The 23,981-nt window shown below is 61.6% G+C and carries 21 protein-coding genes; 9 read left to right on the forward strand and 12 right to left on the reverse strand.

The genetic code is table 11. The features are described 5' to 3' along the window. Window positions 1-6: 6 nt before the first annotated feature. The 7 genes from PF1751_RS06400 to PF1751_RS06430 form a co-directional block, all read right to left on the reverse strand. Complete coding sequence (locus tag PF1751_RS06400; protein ID WP_044286734.1) at window positions 7-2,448, reverse strand: penicillin acylase family protein; 2,442 nt, start codon at window positions 2,446-2,448, stop codon at window positions 7-9. A gap of 101 nt (window positions 2,449-2,549) precedes the next feature. Next, entirely contained in the window at window positions 2,550-3,194 is a 645-nt protein-coding gene (locus tag PF1751_RS06405; RefSeq protein WP_010212403.1) for a glutathione binding-like protein, read from the reverse strand. Window positions 3,195-3,299: 105 nt separating this feature from the next. After that, on the reverse strand, window positions 3,300-4,085 hold the full coding sequence (locus PF1751_RS06410; RefSeq protein ID WP_044286735.1) for an ABC transporter ATP-binding protein: 786 nt from the start codon (window positions 4,083-4,085) through the stop codon (window positions 3,300-3,302). Beyond that, complete coding sequence (locus tag PF1751_RS06415; protein ID WP_044286737.1) at window positions 4,082-5,140, reverse strand: FecCD family ABC transporter permease; 1,059 nt, start codon at window positions 5,138-5,140, stop codon at window positions 4,082-4,084. The genes PF1751_RS06410 and PF1751_RS06415 overlap by 4 nt, the downstream gene beginning before the upstream one ends. Before the next feature lie 94 nt (window positions 5,141-5,234). Next, the gene (locus tag PF1751_RS06420; protein ID WP_044286738.1) at window positions 5,235-6,350 is read right to left on the reverse strand and encodes an ABC transporter substrate-binding protein; all 1,116 of its coding nucleotides are present in this window, start codon (window positions 6,348-6,350) and stop codon (window positions 5,235-5,237) included. A gap of 28 nt (window positions 6,351-6,378) precedes the next feature. Beyond that, the gene (locus PF1751_RS06425; protein WP_042570677.1) at window positions 6,379-7,059 is read right to left on the reverse strand and encodes a Fe2+-dependent dioxygenase; all 681 of its coding nucleotides are present in this window, start codon (window positions 7,057-7,059) and stop codon (window positions 6,379-6,381) included. Window positions 7,060-7,062: 3 nt separating this feature from the next. Beyond that, a complete protein-coding gene (locus tag PF1751_RS06430) occupies window positions 7,063-9,444 on the reverse strand; it encodes a TonB-dependent receptor (RefSeq protein WP_044286739.1) in 2,382 nt (793 codons plus the stop codon). Window positions 9,445-9,642: 198 nt separating this feature from the next. On the opposite strand from PF1751_RS06430, the gene PF1751_RS06435 reads away from it, so the two are divergent. Further along, a complete protein-coding gene (locus tag PF1751_RS06435; RefSeq protein ID WP_010212395.1) occupies window positions 9,643-10,353 on the forward strand; it encodes a response regulator in 711 nt (236 codons plus the stop codon). Then, entirely contained in the window at window positions 10,350-11,735 is a 1,386-nt protein-coding gene (locus tag PF1751_RS06440) for an ATP-binding protein (protein ID WP_021492409.1), read from the forward strand. Before PF1751_RS06435 ends, PF1751_RS06440 begins: the two co-directional genes overlap by 4 nt. A 131-nt stretch (window positions 11,736-11,866) precedes the next feature. On the opposite strand, the gene PF1751_RS06445 is transcribed toward PF1751_RS06440, so the two are convergent. Genes PF1751_RS06445 through PF1751_RS06460 form a run of 4 tightly spaced genes read right to left on the reverse strand, consistent with a single transcriptional unit; the run spans window position 11,867 to window position 13,539 of the window. Continuing rightward, window positions 11,867-12,067 carry an SEC-C metal-binding domain-containing protein gene (locus tag PF1751_RS06445; protein WP_003189235.1) on the reverse strand — a complete coding sequence of 67 codons (201 nt, stop codon included), beginning with the start codon at window positions 12,065-12,067 and terminating at the stop codon, window positions 11,867-11,869. Continuing rightward, window positions 12,064-12,546: an LEA/WHy family protein gene (locus PF1751_RS06450; protein WP_021492408.1), complete on the reverse strand. Its 483-nt coding sequence runs from the start codon at window positions 12,544-12,546 to the stop codon at window positions 12,064-12,066. The genes PF1751_RS06445 and PF1751_RS06450 overlap by 4 nt, the downstream gene beginning before the upstream one ends. Window positions 12,547-12,566: 20 nt before the next feature. Beyond that, window positions 12,567-13,037 carry a YchJ family protein gene (locus PF1751_RS06455; RefSeq protein ID WP_010212389.1) on the reverse strand — a complete coding sequence of 157 codons (471 nt, stop codon included), beginning with the start codon at window positions 13,035-13,037 and terminating at the stop codon, window positions 12,567-12,569. A gap of 4 nt (window positions 13,038-13,041) precedes the next feature. After that, window positions 13,042-13,539, reverse strand: a complete 498-nt coding sequence (locus PF1751_RS06460; RefSeq protein WP_010212387.1) for a DUF6231 family protein — start codon at window positions 13,537-13,539, stop codon at window positions 13,042-13,044. A 190-nt stretch (window positions 13,540-13,729) separates the two neighbouring features. Here PF1751_RS06460 and PF1751_RS06465 point away from each other — a divergent pair, with 190 nt between their 5' ends. Both PF1751_RS06465 and PF1751_RS06470 read left to right on the forward strand, forming a co-directional pair. Then, window positions 13,730-14,425 (forward strand): PA1041 family peptidoglycan-binding anchor lipoprotein, encoded by a 696-nt coding sequence (locus PF1751_RS06465; protein WP_042570681.1) that lies wholly within the window; start codon window positions 13,730-13,732, stop codon window positions 14,423-14,425. Between the two features lie 160 nt (window positions 14,426-14,585). Beyond that, entirely contained in the window at window positions 14,586-15,344 is a 759-nt protein-coding gene (locus tag PF1751_RS06470; protein WP_010212385.1) for a hypothetical protein, read from the forward strand. 119 nt (window positions 15,345-15,463) lie between these two features. Here PF1751_RS06470 and PF1751_RS06475 read toward each other — a convergent pair whose 3' ends face one another. Further along, complete coding sequence (locus PF1751_RS06475) at window positions 15,464-15,928, reverse strand: CopD family protein (RefSeq protein WP_042570682.1); 465 nt, start codon at window positions 15,926-15,928, stop codon at window positions 15,464-15,466. Between the two features lie 99 nt (window positions 15,929-16,027). Here PF1751_RS06475 and dinG point away from each other — a divergent pair, with 99 nt between their 5' ends. The 5 genes from dinG to pdxH all read left to right on the forward strand — a co-directional run bounded on the left by dinG (window position 16,028) and on the right by pdxH (window position 23,746). After that, a complete protein-coding gene (gene dinG / locus PF1751_RS06480; RefSeq protein WP_010212383.1) occupies window positions 16,028-18,172 on the forward strand; it encodes an ATP-dependent DNA helicase DinG in 2,145 nt (714 codons plus the stop codon). Between the two features lie 89 nt (window positions 18,173-18,261). Further along, complete coding sequence (locus tag PF1751_RS06485; protein WP_010212382.1) at window positions 18,262-20,559, forward strand: beta-galactosidase; 2,298 nt, start codon at window positions 18,262-18,264, stop codon at window positions 20,557-20,559. 80 nt (window positions 20,560-20,639) lie between these two features. Continuing rightward, entirely contained in the window at window positions 20,640-21,785 is a 1,146-nt protein-coding gene (locus tag PF1751_RS06490) for an EstA family serine hydrolase (protein ID WP_021492394.1), read from the forward strand. Window positions 21,786-21,928: 143 nt separating this feature from the next. Further along, complete coding sequence (locus PF1751_RS06495; RefSeq protein ID WP_021492393.1) at window positions 21,929-23,071, forward strand: OmpA family protein; 1,143 nt, start codon at window positions 21,929-21,931, stop codon at window positions 23,069-23,071. A 27-nt stretch (window positions 23,072-23,098) separates the two neighbouring features. Then, entirely contained in the window at window positions 23,099-23,746 is a 648-nt protein-coding gene (gene pdxH / locus PF1751_RS06500; RefSeq protein ID WP_021492392.1) for a pyridoxamine 5'-phosphate oxidase, read from the forward strand. The last annotated feature ends 235 nt before the right edge of the window (window positions 23,747-23,981 follow it).

Here is a 23,981-nt window from a genome sequence, read left to right on the forward strand (position 1 = left end):
ATCCGGTTATTTACCGGGCGTCAGGGTCAATCTGGCTTTTCCATACACCTTCTCGAAGTTCTGCGGCTGCATCGGGAAGCTCAGGTATTGGGCCTTGAGCGACGGGTCGATGCCATTGGCATAGTTAGGGCTGGCCGGGTTGCCGGACTGGCCGATGCCAGCCTGGCCCATCATCGGTTCCACTTGGCCGAAGTCGACGATCATGCGCAGGGCCGACACTTGGGTGGTGGTGAAGTCCTGGCCCCAGCTGTAAGGCGCAGGGTTCAGGGTGTTGTGGTCGCCACCGGAGGCCAGCGGGCCGCGGATCGCCTGGCCGTTGGTGTTTTTCCAGGTGGTGGTGTGCAGTTTGCCCCACTGCCAGGCCTTGTGATCGGCGCCCAACTGGCTATCCCCCGCGCTGATCGCGGCGGCCAGGCTGCGGGCGAGGATCGCCGGTTTGTCTTCTTTTTGCGGGGTACGCACGTCATCCCAGAACGGGCTGTCTTCGCGGCCCAGCAAGTGGTCGGCCTGGGCGGCGTAGGACAGGCTGGCATTGCTGACAAACGCCTTCCAGCTGGCGCTGTTTTCCGGGCCGAGTTCGTCAAGGAAGATCTGCTTGGCGCTTTCTTGCAGGAACAGTTCATAAATCGCCGCGTCGGCGGAGGTGGACGCCAGGCGACCGTCAAAGGCCATCAGACGCCCCAGCGCTTCCCGTGCCTTGGTCTGTTCGGGCGCCGGCAGTGCGTCGATCGCCTGTTTCAGCGGCTGGGCCATGCCTGGCGCCTGGAACATTGTCTTGAGCTTGGCGGCGAAGGTGGTGGTCTGGTCGTACTGCATGGCGATCATGCTGCGGCTGTCATGCTTGCCGGCATTGGCCAGTTGCGCCAGGCGCTCACTGCGCTCCGGTGCATCCCAGGAGTTGGACAACTGCATACCATAACCGCGCGGTGCGGTGCGTTGGTTGGCGGTGCCGATCCAGCCTTGGGCCGGGTCCTGGTCATAGGGGTGCAGCATCGCGTCGGCGTAGCCATCCCAGTCAAACCGCGTGTCCCAGCCGGGCGACGGCAGCAGGCCTTCGCCTTCGCGACGGTTGGGGAAGCGCCCGGTGACTTGCCAACCAATGTTGCTGGCGTCGGCGAAGATCATGTTCAGGGCAATGGCGCGAATCTCGCGCGTCGCGTCCGAGGCCTTGCCGGCGTTTTGTGCACGGGACAGGTCGAAGAACGCGTCCAGGCTCTTGTCATCCTTGAGTTCGGCGGTTTGCAGCGCCAGACCCAAACCGGTGGTCAGCGCCTGGCTGCTGTTGAGCAGGGCGCCGTGGCGGGTTTCGTACACCACTTCACGAATCGAGCGTTGGCCTTTGACGAAGAAGGTTTCGTTACGCACACCAGCGGGTAGCCATTTTCCGTTGTTCTCGTAATACAACGCGCTGCCCTGGCGTTTGACCTTTTCCAGGAACAGGTCCTGGGTGTCGCCCTTGACCGTGCTCATGCTCCACGCGACTTTGCCGTTGAAGCCGGACAGCAGTGTCGGCAGGCCGGCAATCGAGGCGCCCACGGCCTGGTACTTCGGCGCGCGGATCTGCACGTAGCTCCACGGAGACGGTGCTTGCGGCTGGGCGGCGAGGTCGCCTGCCAACAGGCTTTTACCGCTGCGGCTGCGTTGCGGGCCAATGGCCCAGTTGCTCGATGTGGTCACTGCCAGCGAGTTGAGGCTGCTCAGTTGCTGGCCGACCGCGTCCAGGCCGGCGAGGCCGGTAATCTGGCTGAAATTCACGCCCTTGAGTTTCTCGGCCTCGGCCACCGGGATCGCTTCATCCGGCGCACTTGGGGTGAGCCAGGCGAGTTTGTCGACGCCGACTTTCTGTGCCAGCACCAAGGATGCGATTTCCTCCTGCAGGTTGACCGATTCACTGAAGTTCAGCAGGCAGAACAGCAGCGCCGAATCTTCCGGCTTCCAGTACTCGGGCTTGTACCCGGTCTGGGCCAGGTCTGGCGGTAGCTTGTCGCGGTAGCGGAACAGGTAGGCATTGACGCCACGGGCATACACTTCGAAGAAGCGCTTGAGGCGCGGGCTCGATGCGTTATACAGCTCGCCCGCGCTTTTCTTCAGGTTGACCGCGCGCATGAATCGATCGACATCCAGCACCTCGGGCCCGGACATTTCCGCCAGGCGGCCCTGAGCCAACAGGCGCAGGGTGACCATCTGTGTGATGCGATCACTGGCGTGCACATAACCGAGGCTGAACAGTGCGTCATGGAACGTGTTGCTTTCGATCAGCGGCATGCCTTGGGCATTGCGGCGCACGGAAACATTCTGTGCCAGGCCTTTGAGCGGCTGCACGCCGGCGACCGGGGGCAGGGTGTCCTGGGTGCTCTGGAGCTGGCAACCGGCCAGGCTTAACGCACTGGCCACTGCCGCGGCAACGCCGAACCGGGGAAGAAAATGTGAGAGGGCTGGCGAGGCCATGGCAAAGCTCCTGCGGGGGTAGCGTCAGTAAAGGCGCTACGTTAGTGAGCGCGGCGAAACGACGCAAGCAGGAGCTATGCCTTATTTTCAGGAAATGCGTATCAAGACTTGGGCGGGTTCACTTTCTGCACCAGCTCATACGCGCGGACCGTCGCCGGCCGCTCCTTGATCCTGTTGAACCAGCGGTGCAGGTGTGGGAAATCTTCCAGCCGTTGGCTCTGCCACTTGTGGGAAACAATCCACGGGTAGATCGCCATGTCAGCAATGCTGTAGGCCTCACCCGCCACGAACGCGCGGTCTGCCAGACGCCGATCCAGCACACCGTAAAGGCGAGCGGTCTCGTCCACATAACGCTTGATCGCATACGGAATTTTTTCCGGTGCGAACTGGCTGAAGTGATGATTCTGACCGGCCATCGGCCCCAGGCCGCCCATTTGCCAGAACAACCACTGCAGTGTTTCCTGGCGACCGCGTAGGTCTTTTGGAATGAACTGGCCGGTTTTTTCCGCGAGGTACAGCAGGATCGCGCCGGATTCAAACAGCGAAATCGGCGCGCCACCGTCGGTCGGGTTCTGATCGACGATGGCCGGAATGCGGTTGTTGGGAGCGATCTTCAGGAAGTCAGGCTTGAACTGGTCGCCCTGGCCGATGTTGATCGGGTGCACCTTGTAGGGCAGGCCGGCTTCTTCCAGGAACAGCGATACTTTGTGACCGTTAGGGGTAGTCCAGTAATACAGGTCGATCATGAAGCTCTCCAAAAGTGGTGATGCTTGAGCGAATGCCTGTAGGTATAGGTAATGTTGGGTGTGCGAAGTTTCAATGAAACATTTGCGCATACCCATAGAAGCAAATTAAAAGGCGCCGTCCACCAACACCTGCACCGTCTGCTGCGAACAGCGCTCGATGCGTGCCCGCACGCGATACACCTCGGCAAACAGCAGTGGGTTGAGCACGTCGTCCGCTGCACCGCTGGCATACAACCGTCCCTGGCGCAGCACGGCAATATGGTCGGCGAAGCGCGCGGCGAGGTTGATGTCGTGCAGCACCACCACGGCAATCAGGTTGTGTTCGCGCACCAAATCGCGCACGCAATCCATGACTTTCAGTTGGTAATTGAGGTCGAGGGCGCTGGTGGGTTCGTCCAGCAGCATCACCTGCGGGCGACGGGCGATGAGTTGGGCGAGGCTGACCAGTTGGCGTTGGCCGCCGGATAGGGTGCTCAGCAACTGATCGGCCAAATGCGCGATGCCAATGTGCTGCAAGGCGTCGAAGGCTTCACGCAGGCAGGCGTCGCTGGACAACGGGATGACCTCGACATTCGCCACGCGCAGGGCGGCGATCACACTTTCCATCACGCTGAGGCTCAGTCCCGGTGGCAAGTTTTGCGGCATGTAGGTCACACGCCGCGCGCGCTCGGCGACGGACATGGCCGACAGGTCGAGGTCACCCAATCGCACAACGCCTTGCATCTTTTCCAGCCCGGCCACGGCACGTAGCAAGGTGGATTTACCCGCGCCGTTGGGGCCGATCAGAGCGGTGATGCTGCCGTGGGGCAGGGTGGGCAGGCTCAGGTCGTGCACGATCTGGCGGCGCCCGTAACTTACCTGGGCATTGTGTACGCTCAACCCTTCGCTCATAACTGCCTCCCCCGCTTGAACACCAACACCACGAAAATCGGCACGCCCACCAACGCGGTGACGATGCCCACCGGCACGATCACGCCGGGCATGATCAGCTTGCTGGCAATCGACGACAGCGCCAGCAGCAACGCGCCGGTCAAGGCGCTGGCCGGTAGCAGGAAGCGTTGATCTTCGCCCACCAGAATCCGCGCGATATGCGGACCCACCAGGCCGATAAAACCGATGGTGCCTACAAAGGCCACGGCGGTGGCCGACAGCAGACTGATGCGCAGCAGTGAGAAAAACCGCAGGCGCTGCACGTCCACGCCAAAGCTTTGCGCACGGTCCTCGCCCATGCGCAACAGGGTCAGGCGCGGTGCGGCGGCAAAGGAAAACGGCAGCACTACCGCGACCACCAGCGCCAGGATGCCGAGCTTGTCCCAGTTGGCACGGGTCACACTGCCCAACGTCCAGAACACCAACTGTTGCAACACATCTTCGGTGGCCACCAGTTGCAGCAGCGCCACCACCGCGTTGCAACTAAACACCAGGGCGATGCCGAACAGCACCAGGCTTTCCACCCCGGCGCCGCGCAAACGCGACATGGCTTGCAGCAAAAATACCGACGCCGCCGCGAAGATAAATGCCGAGATGGAAATCGCCGTATTGGCCGAGACCCACAGTGTCGTCACCGGAAACACAATCACCAGGGACGCGCCCAAGGCCGCCGCCGACGACACGCCCAAGGTGAACGGGCTGGCCAGCGGGTTGTTCAGGATCGCCTGCATTTCGGCCCCGGCCAGCGACAGCGCGCAGCCCACCAGCACTGCCATGAGTGCATAGGGCAGGCGCACGTTCCAGATGATCACCTGGTCGGTGACGCTGAGGTGGGACGGGTGCAGGATTCCGTCCAGCAAGGCCAGCAGGCCCATGCCCGAGGGGCCGCTGGCAAGGTCCACGAGGATGGCGCACACCAGCGCCGTACCGAGCAGGCCAAGCAGCCAGGCGCGCCGCGCCAGCAGACGGCGATAGCCATGGGTGGCGCTGGCGAGGTCGAGGGTTTGAGTGGTCATTGAACTCACACAATCTTGAAAGCGAAGAGGATCCAAATGTGGGAGCTGGCAAGCCTGCTCCCACACTGACTGCATTCCAATAGGGCGATCAACGTTACTTGGGCTTGCTGTCGATCCAATAGGCACCCTGCAACGGCATCCCCAGGAATTGCGCGTTGATCTGGTCCATGGTCGTCTGCGGATCCAGCTGGGCGAACAGCTCCGGGTGCACCCATTTGGCCAACGATTCAATCGCCAGCAGGTTGTACGGCGAGTTGTAGAAGTCATGCCACAGGCCGTGGGCATTGCCCTCACGGATTGCACGAAGATTGGCGAATTCGGGACGCGCCAATACCCGGTCCAGCGCCTCGTGGGCTTCATCTGCGCCGACACCCGCGCCCAAGATCAAGCCGGGCTTGCGGTTGCCGGTGGCTATATACACATCCGGGTCGGCCTTGAGCGCGTACTCGACGCTGATATCGCCCAGCGCACCCGGCACCACGCCAGCGGCGATATTGCGCCCGCCAACCAGTGCGATCAGTTCGCCCATGCCACTCTTGCCGGTGGTATGCCCCGGCGCTTGCCAAACGCCGGCCAGCAGTTCGAGGAACACACTCGGGCGCGGCCCCGCCGGCAAGGTGGCGACCGCATCGGTGATCACCTTGATGTGCTGGTCATAGAAATCCAGGAACGCCTTGGCCTGGGCTTCACGCCCCAATGCCTGGCCCAGCGCGGTCATGCTGGTGTGAGTACCCTGCACCGGGTTGATGCGGAAGTCGACGAACACCACCGGAATGCCCGCCTGGGCCAGCACATCGGCGACCGGGCTGTGTTCGGTGGGGCCGTGACCGGAAATGCTGAACACTGCCAGGTCAGGTTTCAGCGAGAGGATTTCCTCGGCGCTGACACTTTGTTCCGACGCTTGCCCGATCAGCGGGATGTCTTTCACTGCCGGAAATTTCGCCACGTAGGTGCTGTAGGTGTGTTGGTCGAGCAAGCGCAAATCGTTCTGCCAGCCGACGATGCGCTGGAAGGGCGCGTCCTTGTCCAGCAACGCAAACGCCGAAATCAGCCGGCCTTCACCCAGGACAACGCGCTTTACGGTGTCAGCCACTTCGACCTTGCGGCCCAGCACATCGGTGACTTCATGGGCGGCAGCGGTTTCAGCATGGCCCAGGACCAGCGCGGCAAACAGCACGCCGAGCGTGAGCACATTACGGGGTTTCAACATGGCAGGGACTCCAGGTGAAGGCGGCGCATCAGCCATCGCTCCAGCGCCGCAACAGGTTGTGGTAAGCGCCGCTCAGTTGCAGCAGCGCGTGGTGATCGGCGTCTTGGGCGGTGAGGGTCTGGATCGCCACGTCCATGTCCAATAGCAACTGGCGCTGGCTGTCTTCGCGCACCAGGCTTTCGATCCAGAAAAAACTGGCGATGCGCTCACCGCGCGTCACTGGGTTGATCTTGTGCAGGCTGCTGCCGGGGTAGATCAGCAAATGGCCGGCGGGCAGCTTCACAGCGTGTTCGCCGAAGGTGTCGCGGATCACCAATTCACCGCCGTCGTAGCTGGCCGGGTCGGCCAGGAACAGCGTGGCGGAGATGTCGGTGCGCACACGCTCGCGCACGCCCTTGATGCCGCGAATGGCGTTGTCGATATGCCAGTCGAACCCTTCACCACCGCTGTAGCGGTTGAACAGCGGCGGGTAGATGCGCTTGGGCAAGGCGGCGGACATAAACAGCGCGTTGTCCGACAGCCGCGCCAGAATCTGCTCACCGATGCGATGGGCCACTGGCGAATCCTCCGACAACTGCCGGTTATTTTTCGCCATGGCCGAGCGCTGTCCGGCGGTCACCTTGCCGTCAACCCAGGGCTGATCGAGCAAGGTGGCCACGGTGGCGTCGACTTCGCTGGCACTGAACAGCGCCGGGATTTCGATCAGCACGGTTCAGAACTCATAGTCGACGCTGGCGGTGAGGGTGCGCCCGGCACCTGGGATGCCGTAGAGCTGGAAGCCGTCGAGGGAGGCGCCGACCTGGCTGTAGTAGAACTTGTTGAACACGTTGTTGAGGTTGAGGTTGACCGTGGTGTCCTTGTTCACTTTGTATTGCGCGGCCAGGTTGCTCAGCCAGTAGCCGGGGGCTTTTTCGTGGTCGCGGGTGTAGATCGCGTACACGCCGGACGGGCCGTTGGCGTAACTGCTGTTGTTGTTCAAGCCGCCGACGTATTTGTTGTCGGTGTAACGGCGGCGGCCCACGTATTGCTCGCCGTAGCTGAGGCTCAGGGCGTCAGTGACGGCGTAGGTGGTCCACAGATTGGCGGTCAGGTCGGGCACGTTCTTGGCTTCGGCGCCCTTGTTGATGCCTTTGGTCTGCGTGCTTTTGAGGGCCGAGAAACCACTGTAGGCGGTCCAGCGCGGGGTGATATTGCCTTGCAGGCCCAGTTCGATGCCGTCGACCCGTTTGGCGGGTAGGGCGCGTACCGGGGCGGATTCGCCGTCCTGGTATTCCCAGGCATTGTCCAGTTCGGTGCGGAAGATCGCTGCTGTGACGTTGAGCATATCGTGGGCAATGTCCCACTTGGTGCCCAATTCATAGGTCTTGGACTTGGCCGGGCTGTAGTTGCGGGTGCTCGCCGTGCCGTAGATCTGGTTATTGGTCGACGCACCCAACGCGGACGGCTGCGCCGCTTCGCTGTAGGACACATAGAGGCTGCCGTGGGGCAACGGCTTGAACACCGCGCCAACCCGACCGCTGACGGCACCGTCGGTGCTGCTGATGCTGGCTTGACCGCGTTGGCTGGTCTGGGCACGCCAGTTGTCGTAGCGCAGCGACCCGAGCACTTGCCACTGATCGTTGAGGGTGATGGTGTCGCCCAGGTAGATCCCGGCGTTGTCGATCACTGAGCGCGGGTCGCCTTCGCCTTTGGTCACGTAGGTGCTGGCGAAGCTGTGGTTGGGGGCGTTCATGTCGAACAACATGTCGCCGGCCGGCACTTTGGCGCTGCGTTTCAGGCCGCCGTAAGTCTCGTGATAGAACGCCAAGCCGCTGACCACGGCGTGTTGCAGGCTGCCGGTGGTGAGGTTGAAATTGAAGTCGGTCTGGTTGTCGAGGATGGTGTAGCGCTTGGACAAGCCGAAATCGCTGCCGCGCAGGATGCCGTAGGCGGTATTGCTGTTGTTCACGTAGTCGGAGTAGGCATTCACCGTGCTGCCCGGCACTTGGCTGATCGGTCCTACACCGGTGTAGCCCAAGGTCGCACAACGGGTGCCGGTGCAGGTCTTCTGGCCGTTGGCGTTGGCGGCGAAGAAGCGCGCCGGGGAGAGCACGGCAAAATTGTCGCTGCGTTCCCAACGCGTCTGGTTGCGCAGGTTGGCGTCATTCCAGTCGAAGTCATGCTCGAAGCGCGCCGTGAGCGAAGTGGTTTTGTTCTCTTGGGTGTAGAGGCTCGAGTCGCCGTACCCGTTGGAGCGCTTCACGCCGGGCATGCGATCGCCATTCGTCCCACGCTGGATCGGCACGCCGCCGTCCGGCGTATTGGTGTCTTTCTGGTAGAAGGTGTCGAGGAAAAAGCGCGTGTCGGTGCCCAGGCCAAAGCCGAACGAGGTGGCAATGCCCCAGCGGTCGTAGTCCACGTCGTCACGTTCGGCCACTTGGTTGTAGTGCTTCATCAGGTTGATACGTAGGGCAGTGGTGTCGTTGATCTGTTTATTCAGGTCAGCGGTGAGGCGGCGGTAGGCATCGGTGCCGATACCGGCCGAGACGCGGTTGGCATCGCCCAGGTGCGCTTCTTTACTCACCAGATTGACGCTGCCCCCCACGGCGGACACGCCGGATTCGATGGAGCCAGTGCCCTTGAACACTTCCGCCTGTTGCAGGTTGAAGGTGTCGGTGCGCGTGGACATGCCCGCATCGCGCACGCCATCGACGGTCAGGCTTTGTTCGGAAGAAAACCCGCGAATCGAAAACAGGTCGCCCCACCCCAGGTTGCCTTCGCCGGACATGAAGGTAATCCCCGGCACGTTGCGCAACACTTCCTGCAAGGTCTGCGCATTCTGCTCCTTGAGCACCTGCTGCGGCACGATGGTCACGCTTTGCGGGGCGTCCAGCAGCGGTTGGCTGATTTTTGCCGAGGTCACCCGGCCTACTTTGAACGTGGAAGTGGCTTCACCATCGACCTTGATTTCCGGCAGGCTCAGCACCGAATCGTTGGACTTGGCCGCTGGCGCGCCAGCCAAGGCGACCGGGACGACGCCGCCGGCAGCCAGTAGGCCGAACATCGGTGCCAGGGTGGTGTGCAGCGTGTGGCTGCGAGGTGTGGGCGATGACATGGGCAACTTCCGAGTCTAAATTACAATTACTCTCATTTAGGTTCGGTAGTCTAAAGAGCGTTTTCCCCTGCCATGCCCCGGGTTTGTATCGCTGATGCGTGATTATGGTTTCCTACAACATTCCATTACATTTGCCTGCACGGCTGGCTGAACTTTCGGCTATTTGCTGCGTTTCATTGTTTTTTGGATTGACTGCCCATGGCCAAGCAAGACCACCTGCTGATCGTTGATGACGATCCGCAAATCCGCCAGTTGCTCTGCGACTACCTGAGCGACGCCGGCTTCCAGGTCTCCACTGCGGCCGACGGCAAGGAAATGCGCCGCCGCCTGGCGCTGAATGTCATCGACCTGATCGTTCTCGACCTGATGCTGCCCGGTGAAGACGGCCTGAGCCTGTGCCGCGAATTGCGGGTGAACTCAAACACGCCGGTGGTGATGCTCACGGCAAAAGGTTCGTTGATCGACCGCATCGTCGGCCTGGAGATCGGCGCCGACGATTACCTGCCCAAACCGTTCGACCCACGCGAACTGCTGGTGCGGATCAAGGTGGTGTTGCGCCGGGTGCAGAGCTTTCCCGACCGTGCGCGCCTGGATGAAGCGCCGAGCATCCGTTTCGCAGGCTGGCAGCTCGACACGCGAGCGCGGCAGTTACTGTCGCCGGAGGGGGTGGTGGTCAGCCTGGGCAACTCCGATTACCGCGTGTTGCGCCTGCTGTTGCAGCACCCCAATCGCCCGTTGAGCCGCGACTTCCTGCTCAATCACGTGTTCGACAAGGACAGCACGCCGTTCGACCGTTCCATCGATGTGTGCGTCAGCCGTCTGCGCTCGCAACTGCCGGCCAATGTGATCAAGACCGTGCGCAACGAAGGCTACATGCTCACCGCCGACGACGTTGTGCTGGAATCGTGAGACTGCTGCCGCGTTCGCTGTTCGGGCGGTTGGTGCTGATTTTGGTCAGCGGCATGCTCGCGGCGCAGGCGCTGACCAGCAGCATCTGGTACGACCGGCGCCACGGGCAGGTGCTGGAAATCCCTGCGCGCTTGATCGCCACGCGCTTGGCGGACGTGGTGCGGCTGGTGCACGGCGACCCGCAACAGGCGGACCTGCTGATCAAGATGCTCGACACGCCGACCTTCCGCCTGACCCTCAGCGACCAGGCCAGTAATACGCCTAGCACGCTTCACGACAGCGACCGGCCCACCGAACGGTTGATCAAGAAGGTATTGTCGGAAAAAACCGGTTACGCCCAGACGCTGATCCTGTTGCGCCTGTCGCTGGTGGATGCCGAAGGGCAAACCGCCGGGCTGTCGACCCTGCTGGGTTCAAAACCGGTGGTGGGGCAGTTTCTGATCGACCTGCGCCTGCCCGACGGCCGCTGGTTGCAGGTGGATGCCAGCGAAGAACAGGGCTGGACCAGCACCTCACCGCTGGACCTGTTGTTCGATTACGTTATGCGCATTTATTTGCTGCGGGTACTGGTATTGGTGCTGATCGCTCTGGTGGCGGTGCGCCTGGCGATCCGCCCGCTCAACGCGTTGGCCAAGGCGGCCGAAGCCCTGGGCAGGGATATCCAGCGTCCGCCGTTGTCGGTGGATGGCCCTACCGAAGTGCGCCGTGCCGCCCAGGCCTTCAATGCCATGCAGCAGCGGCTGATCGCCAACATCGCCGAGCGCACGCGGTTTCTTGCGGCTATTTCCCACGACCTGCGTTCACCGATCACACGCCTGCGCCTGCGCACCGAGATGCTTGAGGACAACCGCACCAAGGAACGTTTTCGCAGTGACTTGGAGGAAATGGAACAGATGGTGGCCAGTACGCTGGATTTTGTCAGCAGCGGTGAAATCAACGAGTCACGGCAGAACATCGACATCAATGCCTTGCTGCAAAGCTTGCAGGCGGATCTGCAGGATGTGGGCGAGAACGTGGTGATCGAAGGCCGCGCAAAACAGCCACTGCCGGGGTACGCCCGCAGCCTCAAGCGGTGTGTGCAGAACCTGCTGGAGAACGCGGTGCGTTATGGCCGCGATGTGACGGTGCGGGTCGAGGACCAGGCGGATAGCTTGACGATCATTATCAGCGACCGAGGGCCGGGGATTCCCCAGGCACAGCTGGAGCAGGTGATGGAGCCGTTTTATCGGGTAGAAGGCTCACGCAATGCCGAGACCGGCGGGTATGGGTTGGGTTTGAGCATCGCTCACACCATCGCCAAGGCGCATGACGGGCGGTTGAGCTTGCGTAATCGGGAAGGTGGGGGCCTTGAGGCGGAGCTGCGATTCCAAAGCAAATCCTGAATGTGAAACGCAATCTAAATGTGGGAGCGGGCTTGCTCGCGAAAGCGGACTTTCAGTCGATGCATCAGGTGACTGACACACCGTATTCGCGAGCAAGCCCGCTCCCACACAAGCCCGCTCACATTTGGGCCTTACGCCCCGTGGCACTTCTTGAATTTCTTCTCGCTGCCGCACGGGCAAGGATCATTGCGACCCACGTCCTTCAAGGCGTTGCGCACGGGCTCCTGGTGAGCATGGCCGCAGTTCGGGCCGTGGACATGGCCGTGGTCGTGATCATGGTGATCGTGATCGTGGTTGCAGTCAGGACCATGGACATGGGGTTGCTGAGTCATCGATGTCGCTCCGGAATAAAATCGCCGGGGATTATCTCGCCATTGTGGTTCACCTGCACGTCATAACCGATGAATAATCCGGTTTTCAGCTCGCCATCCAAGCGATACGGCACAGGCCGGTCGGGATTTTTCAGCATCTGCACCACATCACGGATCTGCGGCCAGAGGTTGGTGCGCACCGACACCCGGAAAAACTTATGACTGCGCGGCGGCACGGTGAGCCATTCATTGGACTCGCCCTCAGTCAGCACGAAGTCGCCCAGGGTGACCTTGTAAATCAAACCGCGCACAGTCAGGTCGGCGTCGTCGCGGTTATCCACGCGAAAGTACAGCTTGAATTTCTGCTCCAGCAACTTGGCGCGCACCACTTCGACTTTCACCAGCGACACGTGGGGCGGGGGGGAGTCGTCTTCAAACCACGACGCGCAACCGCTCAAACCGAGGGCTAACGCCAGCATCAAGCTGTACATCCGAAGCATGGCGTTAATCCTTAGCGTTTTTAGAGGTAGCTGGAACAGCACTTCTTGAATTTCTGCCCACTGCCACACAGGCAGGCATCGTTGCGTCCGGCCTTCACTTCCACGGTCGGGTCGATGAAGTACCAGCGCCCGTCATTCTGTACGAAAGAAGACTGCTCGCGGTGGCTATGTTCGCCGTTGCTGTCGTGCCAGCGCGCGGTGAAGGTCACGAACGCGTGTTCCGGCTGGCCGCCGAACACCTCGGAGCTTTCCACCTCAAGGCCGAGCCAGGTGCTCTGGGCACTCCAGGCGGCGATGGCATTTCGGTCCAGCCCGGCTTGTTGCGCGGGCAGGGTGGTGGCGATCAGGTAATCCACCAGGCCCAAGACGTAGGCGCTATAACGCGAACGCATCAACGCGGTGGCGCAGGGTGCCGGGTGGCCGGCGTGATAATGGCCGCAGCAGGCATCCAGCAGGTTGCCACTGCCGCAGGGGCAAATGGATGTACTCATCAGGTTACCACCAATACTTTCCGAAGTTTTCCGGGTTGGCCCAGAAGCGGGCGTTGAGCCAGTCCGGCACCTGTTTATAGTCAAGCAGATCATAGGTAAACAGCGTGAGAACCTGCTCGTCGCGCTGGAATCGCTCACCGGCCTGCAGGGCCAGGGAGAAAAAGTCCGTGTCCTTCCAGTCGCAGGCGCCCAGGTCCACCAGCACCGCAATGCGGCTGGCATTCAGGTTACGGATGCCGCCGAGCAGCGTCAGGCCTTGCGGTTTTGACAGGTGCTCCAGGCAGTCCACCACCAGCGCCAGGTCAAACCGCTGTGCGGCAAGCTCTGTGGGCAACGCGCCCGGTGCCGCGACGGACACCTGAGTGTCCGGGTGGGCTTTTTGAAAAGCCTCCAGCGCCGGGAACTGGCTGGCGCCCAACAGCAGCAGGCGTTTGGGCTGGTGCAGATCGAGCAAGGCGGCCAAGGCTTGCTGAGGTGTACGGGCAGAAATACCAGCGGTCATCAGAGATCCTCACATCGGGACCATAGAGACTAGCGCGGCTGAGCGTGCGGGCCTAGAGCGGGTGGCGGCGAAAAGTCCTACGAATGCGGCGATCCTCAATGAATACAGGGGCGCGGCGTAGTGGCGCAGATGAAAAGAGCCGTCTTTACTCCACCCATCGGCCCCCGCCGATCCCCTCAGGAGAAATCAGATGAGCATCATGCGGACAGCTCTACCCTTGGTTCTGCTAACCGGAGTATTGACAGGTTGCGCAGGTTTGCAAAAAACCGATTGGCCCACCTGCGCCGCCATTGGCGGTGTGACCGGTGCGGCGATCGGTGCCACTGAAAGCTCGGCCTATGCGGGCGCTGGTGCGCTGCTGATCGGCGGCATGGCCGGTGCCTATTGCTGGGTGCACGGCGATGGTGATGAAGACGGTGATGGTGTGCCGGATAGCCGCGACAAGTGCCCAGGCACGCCAAAAGGTGTGCAGGTGGATGCCAATGGTTGCCCACCGACACCGCCACCGGCCGTGGTTGAGGAAGTGGTGGTGGTCAAGGAAGAAACCATCGTGATCCGCGATGTGCACTTCCAGTTCGACTCGGCCAAGCTGACGGCGGCGGACAAAACCAATCTCGACACCATCGCCACGCGCTTGAAACAGGAAGCCCCGACCGCCCAGTTGCGGGTCAGTGGGCACACCGACAGCGTCGGCAACGACGCCTACAACCAGAAGCTTTCGGACAAACGCGCCCATTCGGTGACGGACTACCTGATCGGTGCCGGTGTGCCGCGCAGCAATTTCGTATCGGTGACCGGCGCAGGTGAAAGCCATCCTGTAGCGGATAACAAAACCGCTGAAGGCCGCGCCTTGAACCGCCGCACCGAAATCCAGATCAACCGCTGACGGCCCTTGCCCCTGTGGGATCCACAGGGGCATTGCTGCCAATCCTCCCCCTTTATCATCTTTTTTGATCCTTCACTGGCAAAGCGCCTGTGGAAGTCGTTACTGTGCGTCCAAAGAAAAACTAGAAATATTTTTTGAAAATTTTCAGGGGAGCTCCACGATGCGTAAGGTTCTATTGCTGGCCCTGTTGGTCAGCCCCGTTGCCCTGGCCCAGAGCGTCAGTGTTGAAACCAACTCGTTGATGCGCCTGCCCAGCAGCACCAGTGTGTTGCAACTGGAGCGCTTGGACGTGGCGGACTACGGCACGTTGTTGATTCCGGCCACCATCAGCCAAGTCACCGTGGATGAACTGCATCTGGGCCGCGACGCCCGTATCGCCATCGTGCCCGGTAACACTGCGCTGCAATTGCAAGTGCGCCATGCGCAGTTGGATCACGGCAGCCAGATCACCTCACGCGGCGCTCCCGGCACCCACGAAAAGCCGGCCAAGGCCGGGCGTGACCTGACGTTGCGCATCAATTCTCTGGTAGCCGAAGAACTGTCGGTGGACGCCCGTGGCGGCGCCGGTGCCCAAGGTTATGCCGGGCTGGATGGCGCCAATGGCGAAGACCCGGGCTGCACCTGGGGCTCGGCCGGTCGTGGCGCCAATGGCGATAACGGCGGTGACGGTTTGCCAGGCGCGGCGGGTGCGCAGGTGCGGGTCGAACTGCCGCAGGACTTCCCGGCGCAGCAGATCAAGGTGTGGGTGGATGGCGGTGCCGGAGGTTTGGCTGGCACAGCGGGCAAGCCCGGCAAGGGTGGCCAGTCCAAAGGCTGCCTGGTGTACCGCGCTGATGGCGGCGAGAAAGGCCGCCCAGGGTTGGAAGGGCAGCCAGGGCCGGCTGGGCCTGCAGGCACTGTGACAATTCAGCGGCTGTGAGTCGTTTGGGCTGACGTCTTCGCGAGCAAGCCCGCTCCCACATTCGACCGCATTCTCATGTTGGAACTCGGTCAACTGTGGGAGCGGGCTTGCCCGCGAAGAGGCCCTGAAGAACACCCTTATAACATCGGCCGAGCCGAAGCAATCGCCACCACCACCAACCCCACGATCAAATTGATCCCCACCAACCGGCGGATCTGGCCCAGCACCGCAGCCCCTGCCGGCCAATCCTCAGCCGCCACCGCCGTGCGCAATTCCGGGAATTTCAACGCCTGGATACGGATAAACAACGCCGTCATCACCAGATACAACCCCATCATCACCTGCACATACCGCGGTGCCGTCTCAAACCCGTTGAAGCGCAATTGCAGCAAGCCAATGCCGCTGATCGGCAAAATCGCCACCGCGACCCACACCCATACGAAAAAACGTTGAAACACATTCGCCCATAACCTGAGGCGGGCCGGGCCCTCAAGTGCCGCGACAGCGGCGGGGCGCAGGATCATCCAGGCGAAAAACATACCGCCGACCCATACCAGGGCGGCCAATACATGCAGGGTGTAAACGAGGCTAAACGCGGTCATTGTGGTACTCCGTTCTGCGCGGGATTCATTAGCGGGGTATGATAGCCGCCGATCCGAACCACTGAAAATTTATCCAGCGTTTTTTGCGCCCGACTATCCATGATCAGCACTGAACTCAAAACCACGATCCAGGGCGCCTACTCGCGTTTTCTCGAAGCCAAGAGCTTGAAACCGCGCTACGGCCAACGCCTGATGATCGCCGAAGTGGCCAAGGTCCTCGGGGATATCGACACCGACGACGAAGGTCGCCGCGAGGGTGAGCCCGCGGTCGTGGCGGTCGAGGCTGGCACCGGCACCGGCAAGACCGTGGCCTACAGCCTGGCCGCGATCCCCACCGCCAAGGCCGCCGGCAAGCGCCTAGTGATCGCCACCGCCACCGTCGCCCTGCAAGAGCAGATTGTCTACAAAGACCTGCCCGACCTGATGCGCAACAGCGGCCTGAACTTCACCTTCGCCCTGGCCAAGGGCCGTGGCCGCTACATGTGCCTGTCCAAGCTCGACGTACTGTTGCAGGAAGGCCATGCGCAGACCGCCACTGCCCAGCTGTTCGAAGAAGAAGGCTTCAAGATCGAAGTCGATGAGGCCAGCCAGAAGCTGTTCACCAGCATGATCGAGAAACTGGCCGGCAATAAATGGGACGGCGACCGCGACAGTTGGCCCACCGCCCTGGAAGACGCCGACTGGGCACGCTTGACCACCGACCACAGCCAATGCACCAACCGCCATTGCCCCAACTTCGGTCAGTGCGCCTTCTACAAGGCCCGCGAAGGCATGGGCAAGGTCGATGTGATCGTCACCAACCACGACATGGTCCTGGCTGACCTGGCCCTGGGCGGCGGCGCAGTATTGCCGGACCCGCGTGACACCCTCTATGTCTTCGACGAAGGGCACCACCTGCCCGACAAGGCCATCGGCCACTTCGCCCACTACACGCGCCTGCGCTCCACTGCCGACTGGCTGGAAACCACCGCGAAGAATCTCACCAAGTTGCTGGCCCAGCACCCGCTGCCCGGTGACCTGGGCAAGCTGATCGAACAGGTGCCGGAGCTGGCGCGGGAGATCAAGACCCAGCAGCAATTCATGTTCAGCGCCTGCGAGCAGGTGGCTGATTTCAAACCCGGCGAAGACGTCGAGGGCCGTGAGCGGCCGCGTCACCGTTTTGTCGGCGGGTTGATTCCCGAGCACATGCGCGAAATGGGCATCGAGCTGAAGAAGGGTTTTTCACGCCTGACCGACCTGTTCACCCGTCTCACCGACCTGCTCAAAGAGGGCATGGACGGCGAGGTCAATATCGGCATCGCCAGCAACCAGGCCGAGGAATGGTATCCGTTGTTCGGCAGCCTGTTGTCCCGTTCCCAGGGCAACTGGGAGTTGTGGACGGCCTTTACTGTTGAAGACCCGGAAGACAACCCGCCCATGGCGCGTTGGTTGACCCTGTCGGAAAGCGGTGCGCTGTTCGACATCGAGGTCAACGCGAGCCCGATCCTGGCCGCCGAGATGTTGCGCCGCAACCTGTGGAACGTGGCCTACGGCTGCCTGGTCACCTCGGCCACGCTGACGGCCCTGGGCACTTTCGACCGCTTCCGCATGCGCGCCGGCCTGCCGAAAAAGGCCGTCACCGCGGTGGTGCCCAGCCCGTTCCATCACGCCGACGCCGGTGTGTTACGGGTGCCGGACCTCAAGGCTGATCCACGGGATGCGGCGGCCCACACCGCTGCGATCATCCGTGACCTGCCAGAGCTGGTAGAGGGTTCACGCGGTACGCTGGTGCTGTTCTCGTCGCGCAAACAGATGCAGGACGTGTTCGACGGCCTCGACCGTGACTGGCGCAAGCAGGTGTTTATCCAAGGCAACCTGTCCAAGCAGGAAACCCTGAACAAGCACAAGGCGCGCGTTGATGGTGGGGACTCCAGCGTACTGTTCGGCCTGGCGAGTTTTGCTGAAGGTGTGGACTTGCCGGGTGCCTACTGCGAGCACGTGGTGATCGCCAAGATTCCGTTCTCGGTGCCGGACGATCCGGTCGAGGCGGCCTTGGCCGAATGGATCGAAGCACGGGGCGGCAACCCGTTCATGGAAATCTCGGTGCCGGATGCTTCCCTGAAGCTGGTCCAGGCCTGCGGTCGCTTGCTGCGTACCGAGGAAGACCGAGGCACCATCACCTTGCTTGACCGCCGTTTGGTCACCCAGCGCTATGGCAAGGCTATCCTTAATGCCTTGCCGCCGTTCAGGCGCGAAATTTCTTAAGCCACAGTGGGCGGATTCGCCCACTTCGTGGTCTATCTGACTGTCATTCATCAGGCCATTCATCGGCCGCCTGGGAGAACCTTGCTCGTATGATTCGCACGCTGCCCGCCCTTTTTGCCCTGCTGTTCGCCGCGCCCTTGATGGCCGCGCCTGCAGGGCAACAGACCCTGTTCAATTTCGTCCGGCCTGCCGATGTGGTCAAGGTGGCGACCCAGGACGCCAGCCTGCCGCAATACAACGCCGAACAGACGCCTGAAGGCGAAGTGCTGCGCCGTATCACGTTCAACCCGGCTGCCGAACCGAGCCTGGTCCTCAGCCCACAGACCGGCGCCTGGGACTGGTCCCAGTCGGGGGCTATGAGCCTGCGCATCCAGAGTGCGATGGATTGGGCATTGACGCTCTACGTCAAGGTGCAGAGCAACGACGGCCGTACCCTGGTCAGCCGCATCGACCTGCCGGCGGGTCCGGCGCAGACCCTGCTGGTCCCATTGCAAGCCAATTCACCATTGAGCCAGGGCATGAAGGCCGGTCCGCCGATGCCGATCACTGTGGACGGCCAGCGGGTATTGCTGGCCAGCAGCGCGGGTGAAATCGACCGCAGCCAGGTGGTTTCGGTGACTTTGTCGATGATCAAGCCCAACGCCGCCCAGAGTATCTTGCTGGAGCGCTTTGGCGTGCAGGACAGCGAGCCCGTATTGAAGGCTGCCTACAGCGAATTGGTGGATGCCTATGGTCAATCCACCCGTGCGCGCTGGCCGGAAAAAGTCAGCAGCGACGAGCAGCTCAAGGCTGCCTCCGCCAAGGAGCAACAGCAGCTCCAGGGCTGGCTGGCCACGCGGGATAAGTCCGCCCTGGATCAGTACGGCGGCTGGAACAAGGGCCCCGCGTTCGACGCCAGCGGTTTTTTCCGCACCGAGAAGCGCGACGGGCGCTGGTACCTGGTGACGCCGGAGGGGCATCCGTTCTACTCCCTGGGCGTCAATACCGTGGCCCCGGACAACAACCAGACCTACGTGTCCGGTCGTGAATGGATGTTTGCGGCGCTGCCCAAGGCCGGCGAACCGTTCGACAAGTATTACGGCAGTGGTGACAACCGCACGGGCAATGGCGCAGGTGAGGGCCGCAGCTTTGGCGCCGGGCGCTGGTACGATTTCTACGGCGCCAACCTGCAGCGCACCTATGGCGGTGAAGGTTTTGACCAGAAACGCTGGACCACTCACACCCTCGACCGCCTGCAAGCCTGGGGTTTCAATACCGTGGGCAACTGGAGCGATGGCGACCTGGCCAGCGCCGACCGCGTACCCTATACCTTGCCGCTGTCGATCGTCGGCGACTACACCAGCATCAGTACTGGCACTGACTGGTGGGGCGGCATGCCCGACCCGTTCGACCCGCGCTTTGCCATGGCCACTGAGCGCGCCGTGGCCATCGCTGCTCGCGATCATCGCGATGATCCGTGGCTGATCGGTTTCTTTGCCGACAACGAGTTGGCTTGGGCCGGCCCAGGTGATGATCCGAAGTCCCGCTATGCCTTGGCCTATGGCACCTTGCGCATGACCACCGACGTCCCGGCCAAGCGTGCGTTTCTCAAGCAACTGCGCGACAAATACCGTAATGAGGAAGGCCTGTCGAAAGCCTGGGGCATCGAATTGAAGGGGTGGGAACTGATGGAAGACCCGGGCTTCGAACCGCCGGTGCCCAACCCTGAGCACCCGGAAATCGAAGCGGACTTCAAGTACTTCCAGAAGACCTTCGCCGATGCCTATTTCAAGACCATTTCCGATTCGCTGAAGTGGCATGCGCCGAATCAACTGCTATTAGGCGGTCGTTTTGCGGTCAGCACACCGGAAGCCGTGGCGTCCTGTGCACAGTATTGCGATGTGCTGAGCTTCAACATGTACACCCTCAAGCCGCAGGACGGTTACGACTTCGCCGCCCTGCGTGCGCTGGACAAGCCGGTGTTGATCACCGAATTCAACTTCGGCTCGGCCGACCGTGGGCCTTTCTGGGGGGGCGTGACGCAGCTGGCCCGTGAGGAAGACCGTGGCGCGGCCTATGGCAACTTCTTGAAGCAGGCCATGGCCGAGCCGTCGATCGTTGGCGTGCATTGGTTCCAGTACCTGGATCAGCCGGCCACCGGGCGTTTGCTGGACGGTGAAAACGGCCATTTTGGCCTGGTAGGCATCACCGACGTGCCGTTCCAGGGCTTTGTCGACAGCGTACGCAAAAGCAACCTGGCGGCCGTCGATCAACTGGGCAAGGAAGCGGAAAAGGCCAAGGCAGCGGGGGCTGTGCGTGAAAGCGAAGGCGGCAGGGCCGGACACGAGGGCAAAGGCCCGGGGCAGGGCGCCGGACATGCGGGCGGGCACTCTGGAAATGGTCATTGATTGAGTGCTGACGGGTTCACAAAACCCACAAGGGCTGGAACAATGTCGGCCACTTTTTTGATGTTTTCGAGGGCGCTCAGGTGCAGATTCAGGGTCATTACGAACTCCAGTTCGAAGCGGTACGTGAAGCCTTCGCCGCCTTGTTCGATGACCCTCAGGAGCGTGGTGCCGGGCTCTGCATCCAGATCGGCGGTGAAACCGTTGTCGACCTGTGGGCCGGTACCGCCGACAAGGACGGTGTCGAAGCGTGGCACAGCGACACTATCGTCAACCTGTTCTCCTGCACCAAGACCTTCACAGCCGTGACGGCCCTGCAGCTGGTGGCCGAAGGCAAGTTGCAACTGGACGCACCCGTGGCCAACTATTGGCCGGAATTTGCTGCGGCCGGGAAAGAAACCATTACCCTGCGCCACTTGCTCTGCCACCAGGCTGGTTTACCGGCGATCCGCGAAATGCTCCCCACCGAGGCACTGTACGACTGGCAACTGATGGTCGACACCCTGGCGGCAGAAGCCCCGTGGTGGACGCCCGGCCAAGGCCACGGCTACGAGGCGATCACCTACGGCTGGCTGGTGGGTGAATTGCTGCGTCGCGCCGATGGGCGCGGGCCGGGAGAGTCAATCGTGGCGCGGGTTGCACGGCCACTTGGGCTGGACTTCCATGTGGGCCTGGCGGATGCAGAGTTTTATCGCGTGGCACATATAGCGCGCAGCAAAGGCAATATGGGCGATGAAGCCGCACAACGTTTACTGCAAGTAATGATGCGTGAACCTTCGGCCATGACCACACGTGCATTTGCCAATCCGCCGTCTATTCTGACCAGTACTAATAAACCTGAATGGCGCCGCATGCAGCAGCCGGCGGCAAATGGTCACGGTAATGCACGCAGCCTGGCAGGCTTTTATAGTGGTTTATTGGACGGTAGTTTGCTTGAAGCCGATATGCTTGAACAATTGACCCGCGAACACAGTATCGGGCCGGATAAAACATTATTGACACAAACCCGTTTTGGCCTGGGCTGCATGTTGGACCAACCGCAGCTGCCCAATGCCACCTTCGGCCTTGGCCCGCGTGCATTCGGGCATCCCGGCGCAGGCGGCTCGGTAGGCTTTGCCGACCCAGAGCATGATGTAGCGTTTGGTTTCGTGACTAATACATTGGGACCTTATGTACTTATGGACCCCCGGGCGCAGAAGTTGGTCGGAATATTGGCCGGTTGTCTGTAAACCTCTTGCTGTTTCACGATTTTTTGTTACAAAGGCAAGTATAAGAAGACGCTGAACGAAATGATCTAACTTTGATGTTCTGTAAGCGTCTGTTTAACGGGTCATCCAGACCCCCGTTTCTTTTCTCATTTTGTGGATATCTCATGTTATCGAACAAGTCCTTGGCACTGGCGCTATGCCTCACTATTACCGGCTGCGCACAAACTCCACAAAATGATGCCGAGGGCGGGCATTGGTGGTCATTTGGATCTGACAAGGCCGCGACCAAGGACGCAGTGACCCAAACCGACGCCAAGCCAGACGCCAAGCCGGCTGCGGGTGCCAAGCCTGTAGCGCCGGTAGCCGCCACCGCCGCGCCGGCGCCAGCCGCCAAGGCTGACACCGGCTCCAGCTGGTGGCCGTTCTCTTCCAAGAGCGCCGACGAAAAGGCCGCCGATGCCAAGGCTGACCTGAAAGCCGATCTCAAGGCCGCCGAGCCTGCAACTGCTCCGGCCGTCGCCAAGACAGACAGCGAAACCCGCTGGTGGTGGCCGTTCGAAAGCAAACCCAAGCCATTGGCCAAGGTCGACGTGACCAACGTGCCAATGCCTGACCCGAAAATCACCCAGGCCTGGTTGGACGACTATGAGCCGCGCCTGCGCGCCGCCATCAAGGACAGCAACCTGCAACTGGAGCGGCGCGACAACGTGCTCGTCGTGATTGCGCCGGTAGACGGTTCCTACAACCCGAAACGCCCGACCATGCTGCTGCCGGTCACCCTCGGTCCGTTCACGCGCGTTGCCAAGGCTGTTGAAGCCGATCCCAAGACCGCCGTGCTGGTACTCGGCCATGTGGATGCCACCGGCACCGCCCCGGCCAGCCAAGCGCTGACCAAAGAGCGTGCACAATCCATCGCTTCGATCTTCAGCCTCAGCGGCCTGAAGCAGGATCGCCTGATGTTGCGTGGCATGGGCGACCTGATGCCCCGTGCCGCCAACGACAGCAATCAGGGCCGTGCCCTGAACCGTCGCATGGAAATCATGTTGACCCAGCGCACCACCATGCTGGCGCTGCTGAGCAAGTACCAGTCGGGCAAGACCCCGCCTGTCGCCGAGATGGTTGCTGTGCAGAATGTTCCCGCTCCGGCTCCGGCTCCAGCTGCCAAAGCTACGGCTAAAAAGGCGCCAGCCAAGAAAGCCGCCGCCAAGCCAGCCGCCAAGAAAGCCCCGGCCAAGCCTGCTGCCAAAAAGCCTGCGCCGGCCAAAGCCAAGGCTGCGGCACCGGCTAACGACCAGGCCAAAAACTGATCCGCTGAACCAGAAGGATAAAGCCGCATGACCCAGGCACTGGCCGATATGCGCCGTGACTACACACGGGATGGTTTGAGCGAGGCCCAGGCCCCGAGCGAGCCATTTGCCTTGTTCCATCAGTGGTTTGCTGACGCGGTGAAAACCGAGCAGCCACCGGTGGAGGCCAATGCCATGACCCTGGCCACGGTTGACCAGGACGGTCGCCCGCACTGCCGCATCCTGCTGCTCAAGGGCCTGGACGCGCAGGGTTTTACCTTCTTCACCAACTATCAGAGTGCTAAGGGCCAGCAGCTCGCGGCGCGGCCGTTTGCGGCCATGACCTTCTTCTGGCCGACCCTGGAGCGCCAAGTGCGGATCGAGGGGCGGGTGGTGAAAGTCACGGCTGAAGAGTCGGACGCTTATTATCAGGTCCGCCCGCTGGGGAGCCGGCTGGGCGCCTGGGCGTCGCCGCAGAGCCAGGTCATTCGTGATCGAGAGGAACTGCAGGACCTGCTGAAGGCCACCGAACAGCGTTTCAGCGACACCCAGCCCGACTGCCCTGAGCATTGGGGTGGCTATCGCTTGCTGCCGGAGCGAATCGAGTTCTGGCAGGGTCGTGCCAGCCGTTTGCATGACCGTCTGAACTACCGCCTGCAAGGGGCCGACTGGACCCGCGAACGCCTGGCGCCCTGAGCTGCACCTTTCGTCATTTCCGTTGAATGCATCCCGTCACTCCGACGTCTCTATTCCAGAGACGTCGGACGTGTACTGCCGCGCCGAGTTCTCGGCGACCGTTGCGACTACAATCAATGTAAACCTTGAAGGTAGAACTACCGTTCGTCGAGTTTTCTGGTGTGGGCAGTCTGTACTAAGGCTGAATGAAAGCAATTTTTTGCGGTGCTTGCCGTGACAGGCGTCAAGCTGCAGC

It is taken from the genome of Pseudomonas simiae (assembly GCF_000934565.1).
GTDB classification, from domain to species: Bacteria; Pseudomonadota; Gammaproteobacteria; order Pseudomonadales; family Pseudomonadaceae; genus Aquipseudomonas; species Aquipseudomonas simiae.